Genomic DNA, 20,684 nt, shown 5'->3' on the forward strand with positions numbered 1-20,684 from the left:
GAGATCGTTCCGGTCATGGTTGTGGCGGCTGGGGAGTTGTCGGCTCAGCTGGGGTACTTCGCTGGGTGAGGGTGGGGCGTCTGGGGTTCCGGCGTGGTTGCGTTGGGGCGAGTTGGGTTCCTGTTCCAGCGTGGTCGTGCAACTCGGACGAAAGAGCGGGGTACATCGCCGCTTCGCGACGATTGCGATTGGGGCTTGACTTCGGGGCCCTTGCGAGGCGCTGTGGTCGGCCGGAAAAGGCCGGATGCTTCGCAACCGGCCGAGCCCGAATGGGTAGCACCTCGCACCCAAAGTCAAGCCCCAATCGCCAAAGACGGGTGGGTTCACCGGCTCTAATTGGCGCAAGGAAAAGACGGCTCGCCTTCGGCGTCGCTTGGAAGTGCGATGGGAGGACGGCTCGCCTTCGGCATCGCTTGGTTTGAGGTGCCTCGGCCTCGCCTTCGGGCTGGGTCAGTCGGGGCCGTCGACAAGCCTGGCCGGAGCCCTCAATCGCCATGCCTCCTCCACCAGTTCGGCCAGTTGGGCCGGGTCGACCCTTGCCAGGTTCACCAGGATCGATCCGTGGCCGTCGTAGTGCGGTGTCGTGAAGAAGGCTTCGTCGCCGGACGCGAGGAGTGCGGCCTTCTCGGTCGGGTCGCAGAGGAGCATCAGGCCGCCCTCGGCCTCCGTGCGGAGCCTGGCGAACCCCTTGCCCGCGACCTTCAGCGCCGGGGTGCGGTACCAGGCCGACGCCTCCGTCTCGGGTAGGCGGCTGGCCAGTTCGATGACGTCGTCCCAGGTCGGCATGCGGTCATCCTCGCCGTGGCGAGGGGTGGCCGCCTTGTACGAATGGAACCTGGGCGACTGGGAGGAATGCCCGGTTCGGCTGGGCGTCGAACGTCCCGCGCCCGAACGGCAGTATTGACAGCCGGTCTCGCTGGCCGCACTTTGTTGCTGATGGCGGAACGGGTTCCGTTCCGCGCAACGATGGCGAAGGGGTGTCCTGATGCCTGGTGCAGTGCCTCGCGTGGTGCTCGTGGGGGCCGGGATCGTCGGGTGTGCGCTGGCCGACGAGCTCACCGAACGAGGGTTCACCGACGTCACGGTTCTCGACCAGGCTGACGGGCCGGCGGCGGGTGGGTCCAGCAGTCATGCGCCCGGGCTCGTGTTCCAGACCAACTCGTGCCGCAGCATGACCGCGTTCGCGCGCTACACCGTGGAGAAGTACACCGGGCTCGGGTGCTTCGACCAGGTCGGCGGGCTGGAGATCGCCACGAGTGAGGCGCGGCTCGCTGACCTTGCGCGCAGGCACGGCTGGGCCACGTCGTGGGGGGTGGAGAGCCGGCTCGTCGACGCGGACGAGGTGGCTCGGCTGCACCCCTTGCTCGACCGGGAGCAGGTGCTCGGCGGGTTCCTCATCCCCAGCGACGGGCTGGCCAAGCCTGTGCAAGCCGCGGAGGTGCAGGCTCGGCGGGCCACTGAGCGCGGGGCTCGGTTCTTGTTCGGGCAGAAGGTCGTCGCGGTCGAGAGTGAAGGTGACCGCGTCACCGGGGTGCGGACCGAGAGCGAGACGATTCCCGCCGACGTCGTCGTGTCTTGCGCCGGGATGTGGGGGCCGGTGCTGGGGGAGATGGTCGGGCTGAGCATCCCGCTGGTGCCGATGGCGCACCAGTACGCGTTCACCGGGAACGTCGGCGTCGAGGCGGAAGCGCTGGCGCGGCAGCCGATCCTGCGGCACCAGGAAGCGGACCTGTACTTCCGGTCGCACGGGCGGGCGATCGGCATCGGTGCCTACGGGCACAAGCCCATGCCGATCCGGGCGTACGACATCACCGGCTCGGAGCTGCCGTTCACCAAGGAGGACTTCGAGCCGTCGTGGGAGGCGGCCGTGGACCTCATCCCCGCGCTGGCCGAGGCCGGGGTCGACCACGGGTTCAACGGGCTGTTCTCGTTCACCAGCGACGGGATGCCGTTGCTCGGGGAACATCCGCGGCTGCGGGGGTTCTGGGTCGCCGAGGCCGTGTGGATCACGCACTCCGCCGGGGTGGCGCGGGCGATGGCCGAGTGGATCGTGGACGGGCAGCCGGAGCTCGACCTGCACTCCAGCGACCTCGCGCGGTTCGAGCAGGTGCAGCTGGCGCCCGACTACGTGCTGGAGCGCAGCTGCCAGAACTTCGTCGAGGTCTACGACCTGCTGCACCCGTTGCAGCCCATGGAAAGCCCGCGGCCGATCCGCACCAGCCCGTTCTACGAGCGGCAGAAGGCGCTGGGGGCGTTCTTCCTGGAGGCGTCCGGGTGGGAGCGGCCGCACTGGTACGAGGCCAACGCGGACCTGCCCGAGGTCGCCGAAGTGCCCGCGCGCAACGAGTGGGCGAGCCGGTACTGGTCGCCGATCTGCGGCGCCGAGGCGCTCGTGACGCGCAAGCGCGTGGCGATGTTCGACATGACCCCCTTGAAGCGGCTGGAGGTCAGCGGGGCGGGTGCGCTGGAGTTCCTGCAGCGCATGACGACCAACAACCTCGACCGCTTGCCCGGTGCCGTGGTCTACACGCTGCTGCTCGACGAGCAGGGCGGGGTGCGCAGCGACCTCACGGTCGCGCGGCTCGACCGGACCACGTTCCAGGTCGGCGCCAACGGCAACCTCGACCTCGACTGGCTCACCCGGCACGCGCCGGAAGGCGTCCACGTCCAGGACATCACGCCCGGCACGTGCTGCATCGGCCTGTGGGGGCCGAAGGCGCGCGACCTCCTCGACGGCCTCTCGCACACGCTCGACACGCACAAGGGCTACTTCACCGCGCAACGGGCGTTCATCAAGAACGTGCCGGTGACCGCGCTGCGACTGTCCTATGTGGGCGAACTCGGCTGGGAGCTCTACACCACCGCCGACCTCGGCCCCAAGCTCTGGGACCTGCTGTGGGAGGAGGGGCGGGAGCACGGCGTCATCGCCGCCGGGCGCGGGGCGTTCAACAGCCTGCGGCTGGAGAAGGGCTACCGGTCGTGGGGGACGGACGTGACGACCGAGCACGACCCGTTCGAGGCCGGGCTGGGGTTCGCGGTGCGGATGGACCAGGACTTCCTCGGCAAGGGCGCGCTGCACAACCTCACCTCCACCAAGAAGCTCACCTGCCTCACGATCGACGACCCCGGCAGCGTCGTGCTGGGCAGCGAACCCGTGTACCACCAGGGAGAACCGGTCGGGTACGTCACGAGCGCCGCCTACGGGTACACGACCGGCCTCAACATCGCCTACGCCTGGCTGCCCAGCGAGATCGACGACGAGGTGGAGATCGAGTACTTCGGCGAGCGGGTCACCGCGCGGCCTGCTCAGGAGCCGTTGTTCGACCCCGGGATGAAGCGGCTGCGGAGCTGACATGGCCTACGACGTCATCGTCATCGGGCTCGGCGGCATGGGCAGTGCCGCCGCGTACCGGCTCGCCCGGCGCGGCAAGCGGGTGCTGGGACTGGAGAGGTTCACGCCGGTCCACACGCGGGGGTCGAGTCACGGCGGGTCGCGCATCACACGGCAGGCGTACTTCGAGGACCCCGCCTACGTGCCGTTGCTGCTCAGGGCGCACGAGATGTGGGACGGGATCGAACGCGACAGCGGTGAACGGATCTTCCACCGGGTCGGCGGCGTCATCGTCGGCCCGCCCGAGTCGGAGGCCGTCACGGGCAGCCGGGCGAGCGCCGAGCAGTACGGTCTCGAGCACGAGGTGCTCGACGCGCACGAGACCCGCCTGCGCTTCCCCGCGCTGCGTCCCGAGCCGGACGAGATCGCGCTGTACGAGGAGGGCGCGGGGTTCGTCGTGCCGGAGGCGGCGGTGCGGGCGCACCTCGGCCTGGCCGCGAAAGCGGGCGCCGAACTGCACTTCGAGGAACCGGTGACGCACTGGGAACAGGGCCGCGTCACCACCGCGAGCGCGACCTACGAGGCCGAGCACGTCATCGTCTGCCCTGGAGCGTGGGCGCCCGAGTTGTTGCGAGACCTGGGAATCCCGTTCGAGGTCGAACGAGCCGTCCAGCACTACTTCACGCCGAAGACCCGGGACTTCGACGACCACCCGATCTACATCTGGGACCCCGCCGACGGCAACGGCTTCTACGGCTTCCCCCGCATCGACGGCGCGGTGAAGGTCGCGTTCCACACCGGCGGCGACCCCTGCACCGCCGACACCGTCGACCGCGAGGTGCACGACCACGAGGTCGAGGCGATGAGGAACGCCACCGCGCGGCCGATGCCGGACATCGCCGGCACGTACCGGCGCGGCGCGACCTGCCTGTACACCAACACCGCCGACCGGCACTTCGTCGTCGCACCCCACCCGGAGCACGACGGCGTGACCGTGGCGTGCGGATTCTCCGGGCACGGCTTCAAGTTCGTGCCCGTCGTCGGCGAGATCCTCGCCGACCTCGCGATCGACGGGGCCACACGGCACCCGATCGGCCTTTTCGACCCTGCTCGCTTGAGAGGCGGAGCATGACCGGCAGCCTGATCTCCACCCTTGAGGGCCGCTACTACACCGACCCCGCGATCTTCGCGCAGGAACAGGCGAGGATCTTCGAGAAGATGTGGTTCTGCGCGGTCCGCTCCGGCGACCTCGCGAAGCCCGGCGACTTCCGCACCGTCCAGGTCGGGCGCGAGAGCGTGATCGTCGCGCGGGACCGCACCGGCGGGCTCAACGCGTTCCTCAACGTCTGCCGCCACCGCGGCGCGCGCATCTGCGTCGACGAGGCCGGCAGCGTCAAACGGGCGTTCCAGTGCCCTTACCACGCCTGGACGTACGCGTTGGACGGAAAACTGATCGCCGCACCCAATCTCACCTCAATGCCGGACATCGATCGCGTTGAGTACGGGCTGAGGAAGGTGCATCTGCGCGAGTGGCTCGGCTACGTGTGGGTGAATCTGGCCGACAGTCCTCCGAGCTTTGAGGACGACGTGCTGAGCGCCGTCACCGAACGGCTCGGCAGCCTGGAGGCCATCGACGGGTACGAGATCGACCGGTTGTCCGTCGGCAGGCGGATCGTCTACGACGTCAAGGCCAACTGGAAGCTGATCATCGAGAACTTCATGGAGTGCTACCACTGCGCGACCATCCACCCCGAGCTCACCGAGGTGCTGCCCGAGTTCGCCGACGGCTACGCGGCCCAGTACTACGTCGGGCACGGCGCCGAGTTCGGCGACGGGATCGAGGGGTTCACCGTCGACGGCGGCGAGGGCTTCGAGAAGCTGTCGTCCCTGGAAGAGGAACGCGACAGGAAGTACTACGCCATCACGGTCAAGCCGCAGGTCTTCATCAACCTCGTGCCGGACCACGTGATCCTGCACCGCATGTACCCGCTCGCCGCGGACCGGACGGTCGTCGAGTGCGACTGGCTCTACGCCAAGGAAGTCGTCGACACCGGCCGTGACGTCTCTCGCTCGGTCGAGCTGTTCCACCGGGTGAACGAACAGGACTTCGAAGCCTGCGAGCGATGCCAGCCCGCGATGGCATCACGGGCTTACGCGCAGGGGGGAGTGCTGGTGCCGTCGGAGCACCACATCGGCGGATTCCACGCGTGGCTGGTTCACAAACTGGAATCAGCCGACTAGGGGATCGACGCAAGACCGGTGCACGCGAAAGCTGGCACGGGTGATGGAGCAGACGGACTGCTTGCTCCCGGACGGGGAGCACGATCTCCTCCGCCGCATCCGGCAGCTGGCCGAGCGCGCGGAACGGACGGCGCACAACAGGTCCAACCTGGTGGGACCACCGCCGTCGCAGGAACACCTGGAAATCCTCGCGGAGATCAGAGCCCTCTCCGAGGAGATGACGACCAGCACGGCCACCGACGCGAGACGGGCCGAGGCGTTGCCCCGGCCCGCCAGACCCGCGGACGACCTCGTCCCCGGGAAGTTGTAGCCGTCAGCGGCGCTGACCGCGGACCATCTTCACGAGACCCTTCATCGTCTCCTCCAGACCGGAGCCGAACGGGTTGTCGTGCACCAGGTACGTCCACGTCGAGCTGGGGCGCTTCACCCCGGCGTCGGCGAGGTCGTAGCCGTCGTCGGTGATCTTCGCGGCCTCGTACTTCTCCTTCGTGAGCTCCCACGACTCCGGCACGATCTTGTTGAACGCCGGGATGGCCTCGCGGTGGAACTCGTCGAGCGGGTTCTGCCGGGCCAGCGCGCGCAGGTGGATGCCCTCGCGCAGGTCCGACAGGAACGTGAGGTGGTGCGTCCACAGGTCGTCGAGGAAGAACAGCGTGATCTTGCGGGCGGCGTCGGCGGCCACCTCGTCGGACACGCCCTCCTTCTCGCCGACCTTCTCGAACGCCGCGTCGGTGCGCATCACGACGTCGCGGTGCTTGAGCAGGATCTCGCGCTGGTGCTCGATGAGCTTGTTGTAGCGCCAGGTGTTGCGGTGGATCTCCAGGTTCACGCCCTCGGCGACGCGCTGCGCGTGCTCGAAGGTGTGCAGCAGGCCCTTGTCGTGCACGCGGCCGTCACCGTCCACTTCGGACGGGTCCTCGGCGTCCGGCGCGTACTGCGTGACGAGGTCGTCGTGCATGGAGGAGAAGAACACCGAACCGCCGGGGTCGCCCTGACGTCCGGCGCGGCCGCGCAGCTGGTCGTCCAGGCGGGACGACGAGTGGCGGCCGGTGCCGATCACGTACAGGCCGCCCAGCTCGGCGATCCGGTCGTGGTCCTCGCCCTCGTGACCGCCGAGGCGGATGTCCGTGCCGCGACCGGCCATCTGCGTGGAGACCGTGACGCGCTGGTACGAGCCGGCGTCGGCGATGATCGACGCCTCCTCGGCGTCGTTCTTCGCGTTCAGCACCACGCACTCGATGCCGGCGTCGCGCAGCTTCGAGGAGATCCGCTCGGACTCGGCCACGTCGAGCGTGCCGACCAGGATCGGCCGGCCCGTCTCGTGGACGGTCTTGATCTCCTGGACGATCGCGTCCTCCTTCTGCTCCAGCGTCGCGTAGAGGCGGAAGTGTTCGTCCTCGCGGATGTTCTCCTTGTTCGGCGGGATCACGAGCACCTCGAGCTCGTAGAACTCGCGCAGCGTCTCGGCGACGGCGACGGCGGTACCGGTCATGCCGCAGCGCGTCGGGTAGCGCGACAGCAGCGCCTGCACCGTCATCGAGTCGAGGATCTCGCCGGACTCGGTCGTCTGGACGTTCTCCTTGGCCTCGACCGCGGCCTGCAGGCCGTCCGGCCACCGCTGGAGCTTCGCGACGCGGCCGCGGGTGTCGTTGATCAGGTGCACCTTGCCGTCGCGGACGATGTAGTCGACGTCGCGGTGCAGCAGCACCTGGGCGTGCAGGGCGACGTTGACCTTCGACAGCGTCGAGGTGACGTGCTCCTGCGAGTACAGGTCGATCTCGCCGAGCGCGCGCTCTACGGCCTCGGAGCCCGCGCCCGTGAGGAAGACGTTGCGCTCCTCGTCGTCGATCTCGTAGTGCAGGTTCTGCCGCAGCCGCTTCACCAGGTCGGCGATGACGGGGTCGGCGGCTTCCGCGCTGGTCGAGCCGGCCAGCACGAGCGGCACGCGCGCCTCGTCGACGAGCACCGAGTCGGCCTCGTCGATCAGCGCGACCTCCGGCTCCGGCACGACGAGGTCGTCGGGGCTCGTGACGATCCGGTCGCGCAGGACGTCGAAGCCGATCTCGCTGACCGGCGCGTACGTGACCTCGCACCGGTAGGCCTCGCGCCGCTCCTCGGGCTTCGAGCTGCCGTTGATCCAGCCCACCGTGACACCGAGCAGCCGGTACAGCGGGCCCATCCACTCCGCGTCGCGCTGGGCGAGGTAGTCGTTGACGCTGACCACGTGCACGCGCTTGCCCTTGACGGCGAACCCGGCCGCGGCCATGGCGCCCGCGAGCGTCTTGCCCTCACCGGTGGCCATCTCGACGACGAGCCCGCTGAGCATGCCCAGCGCGCCCAGCACCTGCACGTCGAACGGGCGCTGCCCGATGGCGCGCTCCGCGGCTTCCCTCGTGAGGGCGACGAGCTCGGTGTCCGTGCTCTCCTCGCGCAGCTTCTTCGCGTGCTCGGTCAGTTCCTCGTCGCTGAACGCCTTGAACGCGTCAGCGTGTTTCTCCACGTCCTTGAGCAGAGCCTGGAACGGGGCGAGGTCAACCGACGCCGGTTTCTGGGCGAACCGGCGCATCCGCTGCTTGAAGCGCGCCATGAGAGTGGTCACGACGCAGCAACGTACGGCATGGCCGCGGGGTTCCGCAGAGGTCTTGACTGTGAAGGCTGGTTTTGTCCGGATTTCCCACCGGTCAGGGGACGTTTGCGCAGATCAGCGGTCGAAGTCGGTCTCACGGGACACCTTCTCCCACAGCTCGACCCCTGCCCGCACGTCGTCCAGGTGGGCGAGCACCCCGTCCACCGCGTCCCCGCCCAGCGGCAGCCGCAACGGCGTCTCGGCGGCGGCGAGCGCGGTGAGGATCGCGGCGGCCGCCTTGGCCGGGTCGCCGGGCTGCTGACCGTCGCGGACGTCGATGAACCGCCGCGTCTTGCCGGAGGACTCCGCGTAGGTCTCGGTGCGCCGCGACTCGGTGTACCCGCGCAGCAGGTTGGTGCGGAACGAGCCGGGTTCGACGACCAGCACCTTGATGCCGAACTCCTTCACCTCGTCGTCGAGGGCCTCCGACAGCCCTTCCAACGCGAACTTGGACGCGCTGAACGCCCCGAAACCGCCGTACGACAGCCGTCCGCCCAAGCTGCTCATCTGCACGATGGCGCCCTCGCGCCGTGCGCGCATGTGCGGCAGCACGGCCCGGATGAGCGCGGCGGGCCCAAACACGTGCACCTCGAACAGGTCGCGCAGCTCCGCGTCGGTGGTCTCCTCCACGGCACCCACGTGCGTGCGACCCGCGTTGTTGACGAGAACGTCGATCCGGCCCTCTTCGGCGACGACGTTGGCAACAGTGGTGCGGATGGCGTCGTGGTCGGTCACGTCCAGCCGGACGGGGACGATCTGGCGGGGATGGGCCCGCACCAGGTCGTCCAGCGCCTCCGGCCGGCGTGCGGTGGCCACGACCCGGTCGCCGGCGCCGGCCGCCGCCTCGGCGAGGGCACGGCCCAGGCCGCTGCCGGCACCGGTGATCAGCCAAACCTTGTCGGACACGCCGTCATCTCCTCGGTTGGTCCCGCCCCCGCAGTCTGACGGAGGGTTGCCGGAACCGCCCGGGGAAGAAACGTGGTCAAACGACCACGAGCGGAACCCGCACACCGATGGCGTCGGAAAGCGTGCCGAGATCGCCGGGGTCGGAGGTGAGGACCGCGCAGTTCTGGCTGACAGCGGCGATGACGACCGCGGCGTCCACGACGTCCGATGTACCGGCCACTGCGAGCAGTCGTCCCACGGCTTCGGCGACGTCGTCGGTGAACGGAAGCGTCCTGCACATCCGGCGGAGCATCGACACGGGTGCCTGTCGTGAGGTACCGCGCCAGACTTGTGCCAGGACAACGGTGGGCAACAGCGCTGGGGTGCCTGCGTCCAGGGCATCTCGGCACGCACCGTAGACGCGACCCCTGGGATTTCCTTCCACGTGGATCAACGCGCCTGCGTCCAGGACCAGGCCGCGGGCGCTCAACCTGCCCGCCTCTCGTTCGGAAGGCCGAGAAGCCGGGCCAATGCGGCAGCTCGTGCCGCGGCGTCCTCCGGTGACTCCGGAGCGCCCACGCCCGCTGCCGCCAGTTCGGCGCGGATCTCGCTCAGTTCGCCGGCATCGGGCTCTCCGAACTGTGCCGCGTAATCCTGCGCGGCGGCCTGCGCCTCAGCGAGATCGGCAGCGGTCTCCGCCGCTTCGGCGAGCCACGTCGACAGGGGAATGCCTGCTCGCTCTGCTGCGCGCCGGGCGCGAGCGGCAACGATGTCCGGCAAGGACACGCTCAACTTCTCTACCGCCATGAACTCAATGCTAACCTGCTTGGTGCTACCACGGTAGCACCAAGCAGGAATCGCCCTACGCGGTCGCCCGGTGCGTCTCCGGCAGCTTCAGCACCGAGTACAGCGTCACGAAGCCCATCAGGCACAGGAACGCCGACACCGACATCGACGTCGCCGTCCACCCGAGCAGCGCCGTCATGATGACCGGCGTGCCGCCGCTGACCAGGATCGACGCCAGCTGGTACGCGAGGGAGGCGCCCGAGTACCGCACGTGCGGCTCGAACAGCTCACCCAGGTACGCCGCGATCGGCCCGTAGACGAGCGAGGACGCGAGACCGCCGACCGTCGTGGCGACGAACAGCAACAACAACGACGCCGTGTCCACGAGCAGGAAGTACGGGAACGCCCACACGATCAGGCCGATCGACCCCGCGATGATCAGCGGACGGCGGCCCAGGCGGTCGGACAGGTGACCCGCGTAGAGGATCACCGGGATGCTCACGAGCGACGAGAGCAGGCTGACGATCAGCACCGAGTCGCGCGACAGGCCCAGGGTCGTCGTGGCGTACGAGAGCACGCCGGCGATCGACACGTAGAAGATCGCGTTGGACGCGAACATCAGGCCCGCGCCCAGCAAGATCGCCTTGCGGTGCGTGCGCAGTGCCTCCCTGAGCGGTGCGTGGGCGACGGCCGGCGCGTCGGCGCGGCGTTGCTGCAGCTCGCGGAAGACCGGGCTGTCCTCGACCTTCAGCTGGATGAACAGGACGACCGGGAACAGCAGCGCCGACGCCAGGAACGGCACGCGCCAGCCCCACGACGCGAACGCCTCCGCGGACATCGTGGTCGACGCCAGGATGAAGGCCACGTTGCCCAGGAACACGCCGATCGGCACACCGGCCTGGCCGAACGTGCCCGCGAAGCCGCGCCGGTTCTCGCCGGCCGACTCCGTCAGCAGCAGGACCACGCCGCCCCACTGCCCGCCGACCGCGATGCCCTGCAGGAACCGCAGCAGCACCAGCAACAGCGGGGCGCCGACGCCGATGCTCGACGACGTCGGCAACAAGCCGATCAGGAACGTGGCGCTCGCCATCATCGCCAGGCAGATGACCAGCGCCGGCTTGCGGCCGATCCGGTCGCCGACGTGGCCGAAGACCAGCCCGCCGATCGGCCGCGCGACGAAACCGGCCCAGAACGTGCTGAACGACAGCAGCAGCCCGACGATCGGGGTGGCCTCGGGGAAGAACAGCTTCGGGAACACCAGGGCCGCTGCGGTCGCGTAGATGAAGAAGTCGTACCACTCGATGCTGGAGCCGACCAGACCGGCCGCCATGAGCCTGCGCAAGGTCTTCTTTTCAGTCGGGGCGACACTGACCACAACTTCTCCTTCACCACGTGTCGATGAACGGGCGTTTCTTCCCCTGCGAACGGGAAGCTGCGGGGGCCAGCGCCGTGGCGATCCAACGGCGCGTCTCGGCCGGGTCGATCACGTCGTCGATCTCGAAGACCGACGCGACGTTCAGCGCTTTGCCGTGCTCGTAGGCCATGGCGACCATCCGGTCGTAGCGCTGCTTGCGTTCCTGTTCGTCCTCGATCGCCTCGAGCTCCTTCCTGAACCCGAGCTTGATCGCGCCTTCGAGGCCCATCGGCCCGAACTCGCCGGTGGGCCAGGAGATCGCGAACCGCGGGACCTTCAACGACCCCGCGGCCATCGCCTGCGCGCCGAGGCCGTACGCCTTGCGGAGCACGACGAGTCCGAACGGGACGGTGATGTTGGCGCCCGTCACGACCATGCGGGTGAGGTGGCGGACGGTGGCGGTGCGCTCGGCGTCCGGGCCGACCATGAAGCCCGGGGTGTCGCACAGGGAGACGACGGGGACGTCGAACGCGTCGGCGAGCTGGAGGAAGCGGGCGCACTTGTCGGCGGCGTCGGCGTCGATGGCGCCGCCGAGGACGTGCGGGTCGTTGGCGATCAGGGCGATGGGCCGGCCCTCGACGCGGACCAGGGCCGTGACGATGCCCTTGCCGAAGCCGGCGCGCAGTTCGAGGACCGAGCCGGTGTCGGCGAGGGTGGTGATGACGTTGCGGACGTCGTAGGCGCGGAGGCGGTTCTCGGGGACGGCGTGGCGCAGGAGGCGCTGGTCCGCGGCCTCCCAGGTCTCCGACGGCCCCTGGAAGTACGAGAGGTACCGGCGGGCGACCTCGACCGCCTCCTCCTCGGAGCCGACCACGACGTCCACCACGCCGTTGGGCACCTGCACGTCCAGCGGCCCGATCTCCTCCGGCCGGAACACGCCCAGCCCGCCGCCCTCGATCATCGCCGGGCCGCCCATGCCGATGTTCGCGCCCTCGACCGCGATGATCACGTCGCACGTGCCGAGCAGCACCGCGTTGCCCGCGAAGCACCGGCCCGCCACCACGCCGATCAGCGGCACCTGGCCGCTCAGCTGGGCGAACGCGTGGAACGAGCCGCAGTCCAGGCCGCTGACCATGCTGTGGTCGGTGTCGCCGGGTCGTCCACCGCCGCCCTCCGCGAACAGCACGACCGGCAGGTTCTCCTGCTGCGCCAACGCGAACAGCCGGTCCTTCTTCTGGTGGTTGCGCATGCCCTGCGTGCCGGCGAGCACGGCGTAGTCGTACGACATCGCCACGACCCGCTGCCCGTTCACGACCCCGATGCCCGCCACCAGACCGTCGGCGGGCGTGCGTTCGATCAGCTCTTCCAACGACCGCCGCTGCCGTTGCGCCGCCAGGGCCAGACCGCCGTACTCGACGAACGACGAGCAGAGGTCCTCGATGTTCTCGCGGGCGGTCCTGCCGCCGCGGGCGTGCCGGCGGGCAGCGGCTTCCGGACGTGAGAAGTCGTGCCGCGCCAGCACTTCGGCAAGATCCGGGCGGACGAACGCGGGATCCACGTCGACGACGTCCTCTGTGGACTCACCGCCGCCGGACGCGAGCACCTGACCCTCGGCGACGGTGTCGCCCACCGACACCAGCACCTCCCCTGACACCCGGACGACGTGCTGCATCTTCATCGCTTCCAGCACCACTGAGTCCGCGGAGACGGCCACCACCGTGCCGGCCAGCGGTGCCCGCATCCCGGTGACGGGCTCGTCGGCCACGAAATCCGTGGTCGCCCCGACGATGTCCTGCGACAGCAACGTCTTCAGGAACGACAGGTTCGTGGACACGCCCTCGATGCGGAACTCGCCCAACGCGCGCCGCGCCCGGTTCAGGGCCACGTCCAGGTCCTCGCCGTGCACCACGAGCTTCGCGAGCAACCCGTCGTACCGCGTCCCGACCCGGTAGCCGGGGTACCCGTGCGTGTCGACCCTGATGCCGGGCCCGGCGGGCAGCCCGAACGACGACAGCACCCCGCCCGAGGTCTGGTTCACCCGCACCTGCACGGCGGAACCGCGGTTCAACGGCGTGTAGTCGACCTCGCCGCCCCACGCGAGCAGCAGCTGCGTGCGGACCAGGTCCACACCGGACACCATCTCGGTCACCGTGTGCTCGACCTGCAGTCGCGGGTTGACCTCCAGGAACGCGAACGAGTCGCCGGACACCAGGAACTCCACCGTGCCGACGCCGGTGTACCGGGCCGCGGAGGCCAGCGCGACCGCCGCCTCCCACAGGGCCTTGCGCAGCGACGGCTCCAGCAGGGGAGCGGGCGCGATCTCCACGACCTTCTGGTGCCGCAGCTGCAGCGAGCAGTCGCGGTCGCCGATCACCGACGTCCCGACCAGCTGCACCTCGACGTGCCGCGCGGAGGGCATCAGCCGCTCGAGGTAGACGTCACCGTTCCCGAACGCCGCCAGCGCCTCCGCCCGGCAGGCTTCCACGGCGGCGTCGAGGTCCTCGGGGCGCGTCACCGCCCGCATCCCCTTGCCGCCCCCGCCGGCGACCGCCTTCACCATCACGGGGAACTCGCCGGGCGCGGCCTCCAGCACCGGGATCCCCAGCGACGCCGCCAGTTCCCGCGCTCGCCGCTTGTCACCGAGCAACTCCAGAACGTCAGCGGACGGCCCCACGAACGTCAGCCCGCGCTCGGAACACGCCCGGGCGAACGACGCGTTCTCGGACAGGAACCCCCACCCCGGATGCACCGCCTGGCAGCCGGACGCGGCGTCCAGGATCTGGTCGACGTCCAGGTACGGGGAGTCGCCACGCAGCGCTACCGCCCGGTCCGCGAGCTGCACGTGCAACGACGACGCGTCGTCCCCGGCGTACACCGCCACGGTGCGTATTCCCAGGTCAGCGGCCGCGCGCAGCACGCGGACGGCGACCTCACCCCGGTTGGCGACGAGCAGCACGGCAATCCTCCTGAGCGACCGCTTAGTATGTGACGGCGATCGCATGTTGCCATCCCGGGTCAACAGAAGTCCACACGGAACCGATCGGGGAGCTGAGGCGTCAACGGAACACTTCGCCGCAAACGGGCGATCCAGTTGGCAGACTTCCCCGCAACTTCGCGAAGGGCTTCAGGAGGGCGCAGTGGTGTTCAAGAGGATGATGCGCGCGTTCGGCGTGGGCGGGCCGACTGTCGACACGGTGCTCACCAACCCGAACGTCCGGCCGGGCGAGGTCCTGTCCGGCGAGGTGCGGATCGCCGGCGGCGACCACCCGGCCGAGATCGACCACGTCACGCTCGCGCTGCTCACCCGCGTCGAGGTCGAGAGCGGCGACAACGAGTACAACACCAACATGGAGTTCCACAAGTTCTCCGTGGGCCAGCGGATCCTCGCCCAGCCGCACCAGAACATGTCGCTGCCGTTCCAGATCCCGGTGCCGTTCGAGTGCCCGCTCAACGTCGTGGGCGGCTCGCAGCTGCACGGCATGCAGCTCGGCCTGCGCACCGAGCTCGAGGTCCGCGGCGCGGTCGACCCCGGCGACCTCGACCCGATCTGGGTGCACCCGCTGCCGTCGCAGGACGCCGTGCTCCAGGCGTTCGGGCACATGGGCTTCCGCTTCACCAAGGCGGACAACGAGCGCGGCCGCATCTACGGCGTGCCGCAGCAGCTGCCGTTCTACCAGGAGATCGAGTTCTACCCGCCGCCGCAGTTCTCCGGCCGCCTCAAGCAGGTCGAGCTGACGTTCGTCACGACGCCGGGCGAGCTGCACGTGATCCTCGAGGCCGACAAGCGCGCCGGGCTGCTGCGTTCGGGCGGCGACGCCTACGGCCGCTTCGCCGTCTCGCACCAGCAGGCCATCGGCACCGACTGGACCGCGACGATCAACCAGTGGATGGCGCAGGTCTCCGGCAGCCGCTGGTAGATCCGGGAAGCACCCGATCGGTCTACGGCGTTGCGCCTCGCGCTGCGACTCCCCTCCGCTGAAGGGATGATCCGCCGCAAGATCCCCGGCGCCATCGGGGAGTAGCGGAGGAGGCGGTCATGGGCATCGGCAGCATCATCGGTGCACTCGTCATCGGTCTGATCCTGGGCGTGCTCGGCCGGCTGTTCGCGCCGGGCAAGCAGAGCATCCCGATCTGGCTGACGATCGTCGTCGGCATCGTGGCGGCGTTCATCGGCACGTGGATCGCGCGGCTGCTCGGCGTGGAGGACACGCCCGGCATCGACTGGATCGAGCTGATCGTCCAGATCGTGGTCGCCGCGGTCGGTGTCTCGGTCGTCGCCGGGATGTACGGCAGGAAGTCGGTCAGCTAGCCGGACGGACCATCCGCAGGACGAGGTCGGCGTACAGCGCGCCGATCTCGTCCGGGGTCCGCTTCCCGCCGGGCTGGTACCAGCGCGCGACGTCGATGCACAGCGACAGCACGGCCAGGGTCGCGCCCTTGAGGTCGGGGACGTCGAACACGCCCTCCTCGACTCCGTCGGCGATGAACGCCCGCATCCGCCGCTCGATCTGCCGGCGCAGCTCCGCCACCTGTGCGTGGTGTTCCCGGGAGAGCGCGCTCAGCTCGTACTGCACCACCCTCGCCGTCGTGTGGAACTCCGCGTGCCACCCCGCGAACTTCGCCACGGCGTTCTCCAGCCGCTGGACGGCGTCACCGCCCTCGATCGCCGAGAGCAGCGCCAGCGACGTCTCGTGGCCCACGAGCGAGATGTTGAAGAGCAGCTCCTCCTTGGACCGGTAGTGGATGTACACGGCCGCGGGGGACATGCCCGCCAGTGAGGCGATGTCCCGGGTCGTCGTCGCGTGGTACCCCTTGTCCGCGAACGCCTGGACGGCGGCGATGAGCATCCGGCGGGCGGCCTCGGGGGTCACCGCGCGCCACGTCTCGTCGAGCAGCGCGAACCCGTCCAGTCCGGTCGTCGTCATCGGTGGCTCCTGGTGTGTTGACAGGGGATGGATCGTACTGCACGCTAAGCGTGCGCTTAGATCTAAGCAACCGCTTAGTATGGAGGTTAGTGGTGCAGCGGACGCTGTTCAACGAGGATCACGCCGCGTTCCGGGAGTCGGCGAAGGCGTTCGTCGAGCGCACGATCACCCCGAACGTCGAGAAGTTCATCGAGCAGCGGGTGATCGACCGGGAGGTGTGGCTGGAGGCCGGCCGCCAGGGCCTGCTGGGTCTCGAGATCCCCGAGGAGTACGGCGGCAGCGGCGCGGACGACTACCGGTTCAACACGGTGTTCGCCGAGGAGCTGTGCCGGGTCAACGCGGCGGTCGCGTCGTCGATCGGCATCCACGGCGACGTCGTGGCGCCCTACCTCGTCGACCTGTGCACCGAGGAGCAGAAGCAGCGCTGGCTGCCCGGCATGTGCACCGGCGAGATCAAGACCGGCATCGCGATGACCGAGCCGTCCGGCGGGTCCGACCTCGCGGCGCTCAAGACCAACGCCGTGCGCGACGGTGACGACTGGATCCTCAACGGCTCCAAGACGTTCATCACCAACGGCTACACCGCCGACATGATCGTCGTCGCGGCCCGCACCGACCCGTCGAAGGGCTCGCGCGGCATCTCGCTGTTCGCCGTCGAGACCGGCATGGCGGGCTTCGAGCGCGGCCGCAAGCTCGACAAGGTCGGCCAGCACCCGTCCGACACCGCGGAGCTGTTCTTCTCCGACGTGCGCCTGCCCGCCGCGAACCTCATCGGCGAGGAGGGCCAGGGCTTCATCTACATGATGGAGCGCCTGCCGCAGGAGCGGATCGGCGCCGCCATCTCGAACCTCGCGCACGCGCAGGGCATCTTCGACGAGACGCTCGAGTACGTGAAGGAGCGCAAGGCCTTCGGCCAGGCGATCGGCAAGTTCCAGCACAACAAGTTCCTGCTGTCCGAGCTGCGCACCAAGCTCGACGTCACGCAGGCGTTCGTCGACACGCTCACGATGCAGCACGTCCGCGGCGAGCTGAGCCCGGTCGAGGCGGCGCAGGCGAAGTACTGGAGCGCCGACATCGAGAACGAGGTCATCGACGCCTGCGTGCAGCTGCACGGCGGCTACGGCTACATGACCGAGTACCGCGTCGCCCGCGCGTGGATGGACGCCCGCGTCACCAAGATCTGGGCGGGGTCCAACGAGATCATGAAGGAACTCATCGGCCGCGACCTGGGCCTGTAGGGGAGATCGACATGGCTGAAGCCGTCATCGTGTCCACCGCCCGGTCGCCGATCGGTCGTGCCCGCAAGGGATCGCTCGCCTCGCTGCGCCCGGACGACCTGGCCGCGCAGGTCGTCTCGGCCGCGCTGGGCGACATCCCGGCGTCCGAGCTCACCGACCTGCACCTGGGTTGTGCCGAGCCGCAGGACGAGCACGGGCAGAACATCGCGCGCCGCGTGGCCGTGCAGCTCGGGTACGACACGTTGCCGGGCACGACGGTCAACCGGTTCTGCGCGTCGTCCGTGCAGACCGCGCGGATGGCCTTCCACGCCATCAAGGCGGGGGAGGGCCACGCGTTCGTCTCCGCCGGCGTCGAGTGCGTCTCGCGGTACATGCACTCCGGCACGCCGTCGTTCAACCCGTTGTTCGACGAAGCCCAGCAGCGGACGCAGGACACGGCGGCGTCCAACGCACCGTGGACCGACCCGCGGCTGGACGGCAAGCTGCCCGACTACTACATCGCGATGGGCCAGACGGCCGAGAACGTCGCGACGCAGCTGGGCATCTCGCGCCACGACCAGGACGAGTTCGGTGTGCGGTCGCAGAACCTCGCGGAGAAGGCGATCGCGGACGGGTTCTTCGCCCGCGAGATCACCCCGGTCACGCTGCCCGACGGCACCGTCGTCTCGACCGACGACGGCCCGCGCGCCGGCGTGACCTACGAGGCGGTCTCCCAGCTCAAGCCCGTCTTCCGGCCCGAGGGCACGGTCACGGCCGGCAACTGCTGCCCGTTGAACGACGGCGCGGCCGCGGTCGTGATCATGAGCTCCACGCGCGCGGAGGAGCTCGGCCTCACCCCGTTGGCGCGCATCGTGTCCACGGGCGTGTCCGGGCTGTCGCCGGAGATCATGGGCCTCGGCCCGGTCGACGCGACCAACCAGGCGCTGGCACACGCCGGTCTGTCCATTTCGGACATCGACCTGGTCGAGATCAACGAGGCGTTCGCGGTGCAGGTGCTCGGGTCGCAGCGCGCGCTGGGCATCGACATCGACAAGCTGAACGTGCACGGCGGCGCGATCGCGCTCGGCCACCCGTTCGGCTCGACCGGTGCCCGGATCATGACGACGCTGATCAACGGCATGCAGGCCCGCGACGCCCAGTTCGGTCTGGAGACCATGTGCGTCGGCGGCGGTCAGGGCATGGCGATCATCCTGGAAAGGCTTTCCTGATGGGCATTCTCGACAGGTTCCGGCTGGACGGGCAGGTCGCGATCGTCACCGGCGCGTCCTCGGGTCTGGGCGTCGCGTTCGCCAAGGGACTGGCCGAGGCGGGCGCGGACGTCGTGCTCGCGGCCCGCCGGGCGGACAAGCTGAAGGACACGGCCGCGCTCGTCGAGTCCGCGGGTCAGCGCGCGCTGGTCGTGCAGGCGGACGTCTCGAAGCCCGAGGACTGCCGCGAGGTCGCGCGGGCCGCCGCCGAGTTCGGCACGGTCGGCGTGCTCGTGAACAACGCGGGTGTCGCGTCCGCGGTCCCGGCCTCGCGGGAGACGCCCGAGGAGTTCCGCGGCGTCATGGACGTGAACCTCAACGGCGCCTACTGGATGGCCCAGGCCGCCGCCGCGGTCATGAAGTCCGGCGGCTCGATCATCAACATCTCCAGCGTCCTCGGGCTCGTGACCGGCGGCATCCCGCAGGCCGCGTACTCGGCGTCGAAGGCCGGTCTGCTCGGCCTGACCCGCGACCTGGCGCAGCAGTGGACCGGGCGCAAGGGCATCCGGGTCAACGCGATCTGCCCCGGGTTCTTCGCCTCGGAGATGACCGACCAGTACCCGCCGGGATACCTCGAGAAGATCCAGGCGACGCTGCCGTCCGGGCGAATCGGTGACCCGGAGGAACTAGCCGCGGCCGTTCTGTTCCTGGCTTCGCCCGCGGGCGGTTACGTTACCGGCGAGACGCTCGTCGTCGACGGTGGTGCCGTGATCGTCTGACCCGTGGGGGGAACCGTGGGCGAGCCCGAGTTCAAGGTCGTCGACCCGCGAAGACGGTTCCTCCTGTGGTTCGCGCCGCCGCTGGCGGTGTTCGTGGCAGGGCTGGTGGTGCTGCTCGTCTCCGGGCACGTCACCGGCCCTTTCCGGCCGGTCACCGTGGTCAGGGCGCTGCTCGCGTCCAAGCGCGACTTCTTCCAGGACGAGCAGGTCAAGCGCATCCTGATGGCGCGCGGCTACCAGGTGCACGTGACGCCCGTCGGCTCCCGCGACCTGGCGAACAAGCCCGACCTCGACTCGTTCCACTTCGTGTTCCCGTCGGGGCACGTCGCGAACGAGCACGTGAAGGCGCGCCGGGCGGGCAAGCACGTGGTGCCGTACCGGCCGTTCTTCACCCCGGTCGTGCTCGCCTCGTTCCGCGAGTACGCCGACGCGCTCGTGCGGGCGGGAGCGGCGAAGGCGCACGGGCAGGGTCCGCAGCCGCTCTACTACGACCTCGACATGAAGGCGTTCAAGGACCTCGCGCAGAGGAAGTGGAACGAGTTCGGCCTGACCAACGGCAACCGGGTGATCGCGCAGTCGCCGGACCCGTGCAAGGCCTACTCGGGCGCGACGCTCGTCGGGTTCTTCGCCACCGCCTTCGGCGACGAGCCACCGCAGACCGTCGAGGCCGCGGAGGAGCTGGCGCGGGAGGTCAAGCCGTTCGTCGACGCCCAGGGCCAGGCAGGCGAGGACATGGCCCCCAAGTACTTCGTGCCCGAGGGCCGCACGCACGCGGTCATCGCGGTGATCTACGAGCACCAGTACATCGCCTACCAGCTGCGGCAGAAGTCCGTCGACACCGAACGCGTGCTGCTCTACCCGACGAAGCAGCACCAGAGCACGCCCGAGCTGATCTCGTTCACGCCCGAGGGCGACCGGATCGGCGAGCTGATGATGAACGACCCGGACCTGCGCCGCCGCGCGGTCGAGCTGGGCTTCCACTCGCTGGGCTGGAGCGGCGAGACCGACAACGACTTCGGCAGCTACATCGCCGGCCGCGGCCTGCCCGAACCACCCGCGGGTGACCAGGGCAGGGTGCAGCTGCCCAAGGCGGAGCTGTTCGAGCGCATGCTCGACGTCGTCGGCGACTGCCGATGAGACTGCTGGCGGCCGTGGTGCTGCTCCTGCTGTCCGCGTGCACGTCGAGCACGCCCCCGCCGGTGCGCCTGAAGGTGCTGGCCAGCACGGAGCTGGCCGACCTCGGCCCCGTGCTGGCGGAGCTCCGCAAGGCCACCGGCGTGGAGCTGGCGGTCGAGTACCGCGGCACGGTCGAGGCCGGCCGCTCGCTCGCCG

At 69.5% G+C, this 20,684-nt stretch carries 18 protein-coding genes and 1 pseudogene; 11 read left to right on the plus strand and 8 right to left on the minus strand.

The annotated features are described in order from the left end of the window. Nucleotides 1-450 precede the first annotated feature (450 nt). Nucleotides 451-786: an MmcQ/YjbR family DNA-binding protein gene (locus tag VF330_RS31145; protein WP_330855275.1), complete on the minus strand. Its 336-nt coding sequence runs from the start codon at nucleotides 784-786 to the stop codon at nucleotides 451-453. A gap of 199 nt (nucleotides 787-985) precedes the next feature. Between VF330_RS31145 and VF330_RS31150 the strand changes: the two genes are divergently transcribed. From VF330_RS31150 to VF330_RS31165, 4 genes are read left to right on the plus strand one after another with little or no spacing between them, the layout of a single operon-like run. After that, nucleotides 986-3,352, plus strand: a complete 2,367-nt coding sequence (locus VF330_RS31150; protein WP_330855276.1) for an FAD-dependent oxidoreductase — start codon at nucleotides 986-988, stop codon at nucleotides 3,350-3,352. Between the two features lies 1 nt (nucleotide 3,353). Continuing rightward, nucleotides 3,354-4,463, plus strand: a complete 1,110-nt coding sequence (gene solA, locus VF330_RS31155; RefSeq protein WP_330855277.1) for an N-methyl-L-tryptophan oxidase — start codon at nucleotides 3,354-3,356, stop codon at nucleotides 4,461-4,463. Next, nucleotides 4,460-5,572, plus strand: a complete 1,113-nt coding sequence (locus tag VF330_RS31160) for an aromatic ring-hydroxylating dioxygenase subunit alpha (RefSeq protein ID WP_330855278.1) — start codon at nucleotides 4,460-4,462, stop codon at nucleotides 5,570-5,572. Before solA ends, VF330_RS31160 begins: the two co-directional genes overlap by 4 nt. Before the next feature lie 43 nt (nucleotides 5,573-5,615). Then, nucleotides 5,616-5,882 carry a hypothetical protein gene (locus VF330_RS31165; RefSeq protein WP_330855292.1) on the plus strand — a complete coding sequence of 89 codons (267 nt, stop codon included), beginning with the start codon at nucleotides 5,616-5,618 and terminating at the stop codon, nucleotides 5,880-5,882. Between the two features lie 3 nt (nucleotides 5,883-5,885). Here VF330_RS31165 and secA2 read toward each other — a convergent pair whose 3' ends face one another. The 6 genes from secA2 to VF330_RS31195 form a co-directional block, all read right to left on the minus strand. Beyond that, nucleotides 5,886-8,171 carry an accessory Sec system translocase SecA2 gene (gene secA2, locus VF330_RS31170; RefSeq protein ID WP_330855279.1) on the minus strand — a complete coding sequence of 762 codons (2,286 nt, stop codon included), beginning with the start codon at nucleotides 8,169-8,171 and terminating at the stop codon, nucleotides 5,886-5,888. A gap of 102 nt (nucleotides 8,172-8,273) precedes the next feature. Further along, nucleotides 8,274-9,104 carry an oxidoreductase gene (locus VF330_RS31175; RefSeq protein ID WP_330855280.1) on the minus strand — a complete coding sequence of 277 codons (831 nt, stop codon included), beginning with the start codon at nucleotides 9,102-9,104 and terminating at the stop codon, nucleotides 8,274-8,276. Nucleotides 9,105-9,180: 76 nt separating this feature from the next. Next, nucleotides 9,181-9,573 carry a PIN domain-containing protein gene (locus VF330_RS31180; protein ID WP_330855281.1) on the minus strand — a complete coding sequence of 131 codons (393 nt, stop codon included), beginning with the start codon at nucleotides 9,571-9,573 and terminating at the stop codon, nucleotides 9,181-9,183. Beyond that, the gene (locus tag VF330_RS31185) at nucleotides 9,570-9,890 is read right to left on the minus strand and encodes a hypothetical protein (RefSeq protein WP_330855282.1); all 321 of its coding nucleotides are present in this window, start codon (nucleotides 9,888-9,890) and stop codon (nucleotides 9,570-9,572) included. The genes VF330_RS31180 and VF330_RS31185 overlap by 4 nt, the downstream gene beginning before the upstream one ends. A 55-nt stretch (nucleotides 9,891-9,945) precedes the next feature. After that, complete coding sequence (locus tag VF330_RS31190) at nucleotides 9,946-11,244, minus strand: MFS transporter (RefSeq protein ID WP_330855283.1); 1,299 nt, start codon at nucleotides 11,242-11,244, stop codon at nucleotides 9,946-9,948. A 10-nt stretch (nucleotides 11,245-11,254) separates the two neighbouring features. Further along, complete coding sequence (locus VF330_RS31195) at nucleotides 11,255-14,179, minus strand: carboxyl transferase domain-containing protein (protein WP_330855284.1); 2,925 nt, start codon at nucleotides 14,177-14,179, stop codon at nucleotides 11,255-11,257. Between the two features lie 181 nt (nucleotides 14,180-14,360). Here VF330_RS31195 and VF330_RS31200 point away from each other — a divergent pair, with 181 nt between their 5' ends. Next, a complete protein-coding gene (locus VF330_RS31200; RefSeq protein ID WP_330855285.1) occupies nucleotides 14,361-15,140 on the plus strand; it encodes a sporulation protein in 780 nt (259 codons plus the stop codon). A 119-nt stretch (nucleotides 15,141-15,259) separates the two neighbouring features. Next, nucleotides 15,260-15,532 carry a GlsB/YeaQ/YmgE family stress response membrane protein gene (locus tag VF330_RS31205; RefSeq protein WP_330855286.1) on the plus strand — a complete coding sequence of 91 codons (273 nt, stop codon included), beginning with the start codon at nucleotides 15,260-15,262 and terminating at the stop codon, nucleotides 15,530-15,532. Here VF330_RS31205 and VF330_RS31210 read toward each other — a convergent pair. Then, nucleotides 15,525-16,148, minus strand: coding sequence for a TetR/AcrR family transcriptional regulator (locus VF330_RS31210; RefSeq protein ID WP_330855287.1), 624 nt, complete (start codon nucleotides 16,146-16,148; stop codon nucleotides 15,525-15,527). The genes VF330_RS31205 and VF330_RS31210 overlap by 8 nt on opposite strands. A 92-nt stretch (nucleotides 16,149-16,240) precedes the next feature. On the opposite strand from VF330_RS31210, the gene VF330_RS31215 reads away from it, so the two are divergent. The 5 genes and pseudogenes from VF330_RS31215 to VF330_RS31235 form a co-directional block, all read left to right on the plus strand. After that, nucleotides 16,241-17,386, plus strand: a complete 1,146-nt coding sequence (locus VF330_RS31215) for an acyl-CoA dehydrogenase family protein (protein WP_330855288.1) — start codon at nucleotides 16,241-16,243, stop codon at nucleotides 17,384-17,386. An 11-nt stretch (nucleotides 17,387-17,397) separates the two neighbouring features. Beyond that, nucleotides 17,398-18,594, plus strand: a complete 1,197-nt coding sequence (locus VF330_RS31220; protein WP_330855289.1) for an acetyl-CoA C-acetyltransferase — start codon at nucleotides 17,398-17,400, stop codon at nucleotides 18,592-18,594. Then, a complete protein-coding gene (locus VF330_RS31225; RefSeq protein WP_330855290.1) occupies nucleotides 18,594-19,352 on the plus strand; it encodes a glucose 1-dehydrogenase in 759 nt (252 codons plus the stop codon). Before VF330_RS31220 ends, VF330_RS31225 begins: the two co-directional genes overlap by 1 nt. Before the next feature lie 3 nt (nucleotides 19,353-19,355). Further along, on the plus strand, nucleotides 19,356-20,489 hold the full coding sequence (locus VF330_RS31230) for a hypothetical protein (protein ID WP_330855291.1): 1,134 nt from the start codon (nucleotides 19,356-19,358) through the stop codon (nucleotides 20,487-20,489). Further along, nucleotides 20,486-20,684 (plus strand): annotated as a pseudogene (locus VF330_RS31235) (hypothetical protein); the annotation flags it as partial. The gene VF330_RS31230 and the pseudogene VF330_RS31235, both read left to right, overlap by 4 nt.

The organism is Lentzea sp. (assembly GCF_036380075.1).
GTDB lineage: Bacteria > Actinomycetota > Actinomycetes > Mycobacteriales > Pseudonocardiaceae > Lentzea.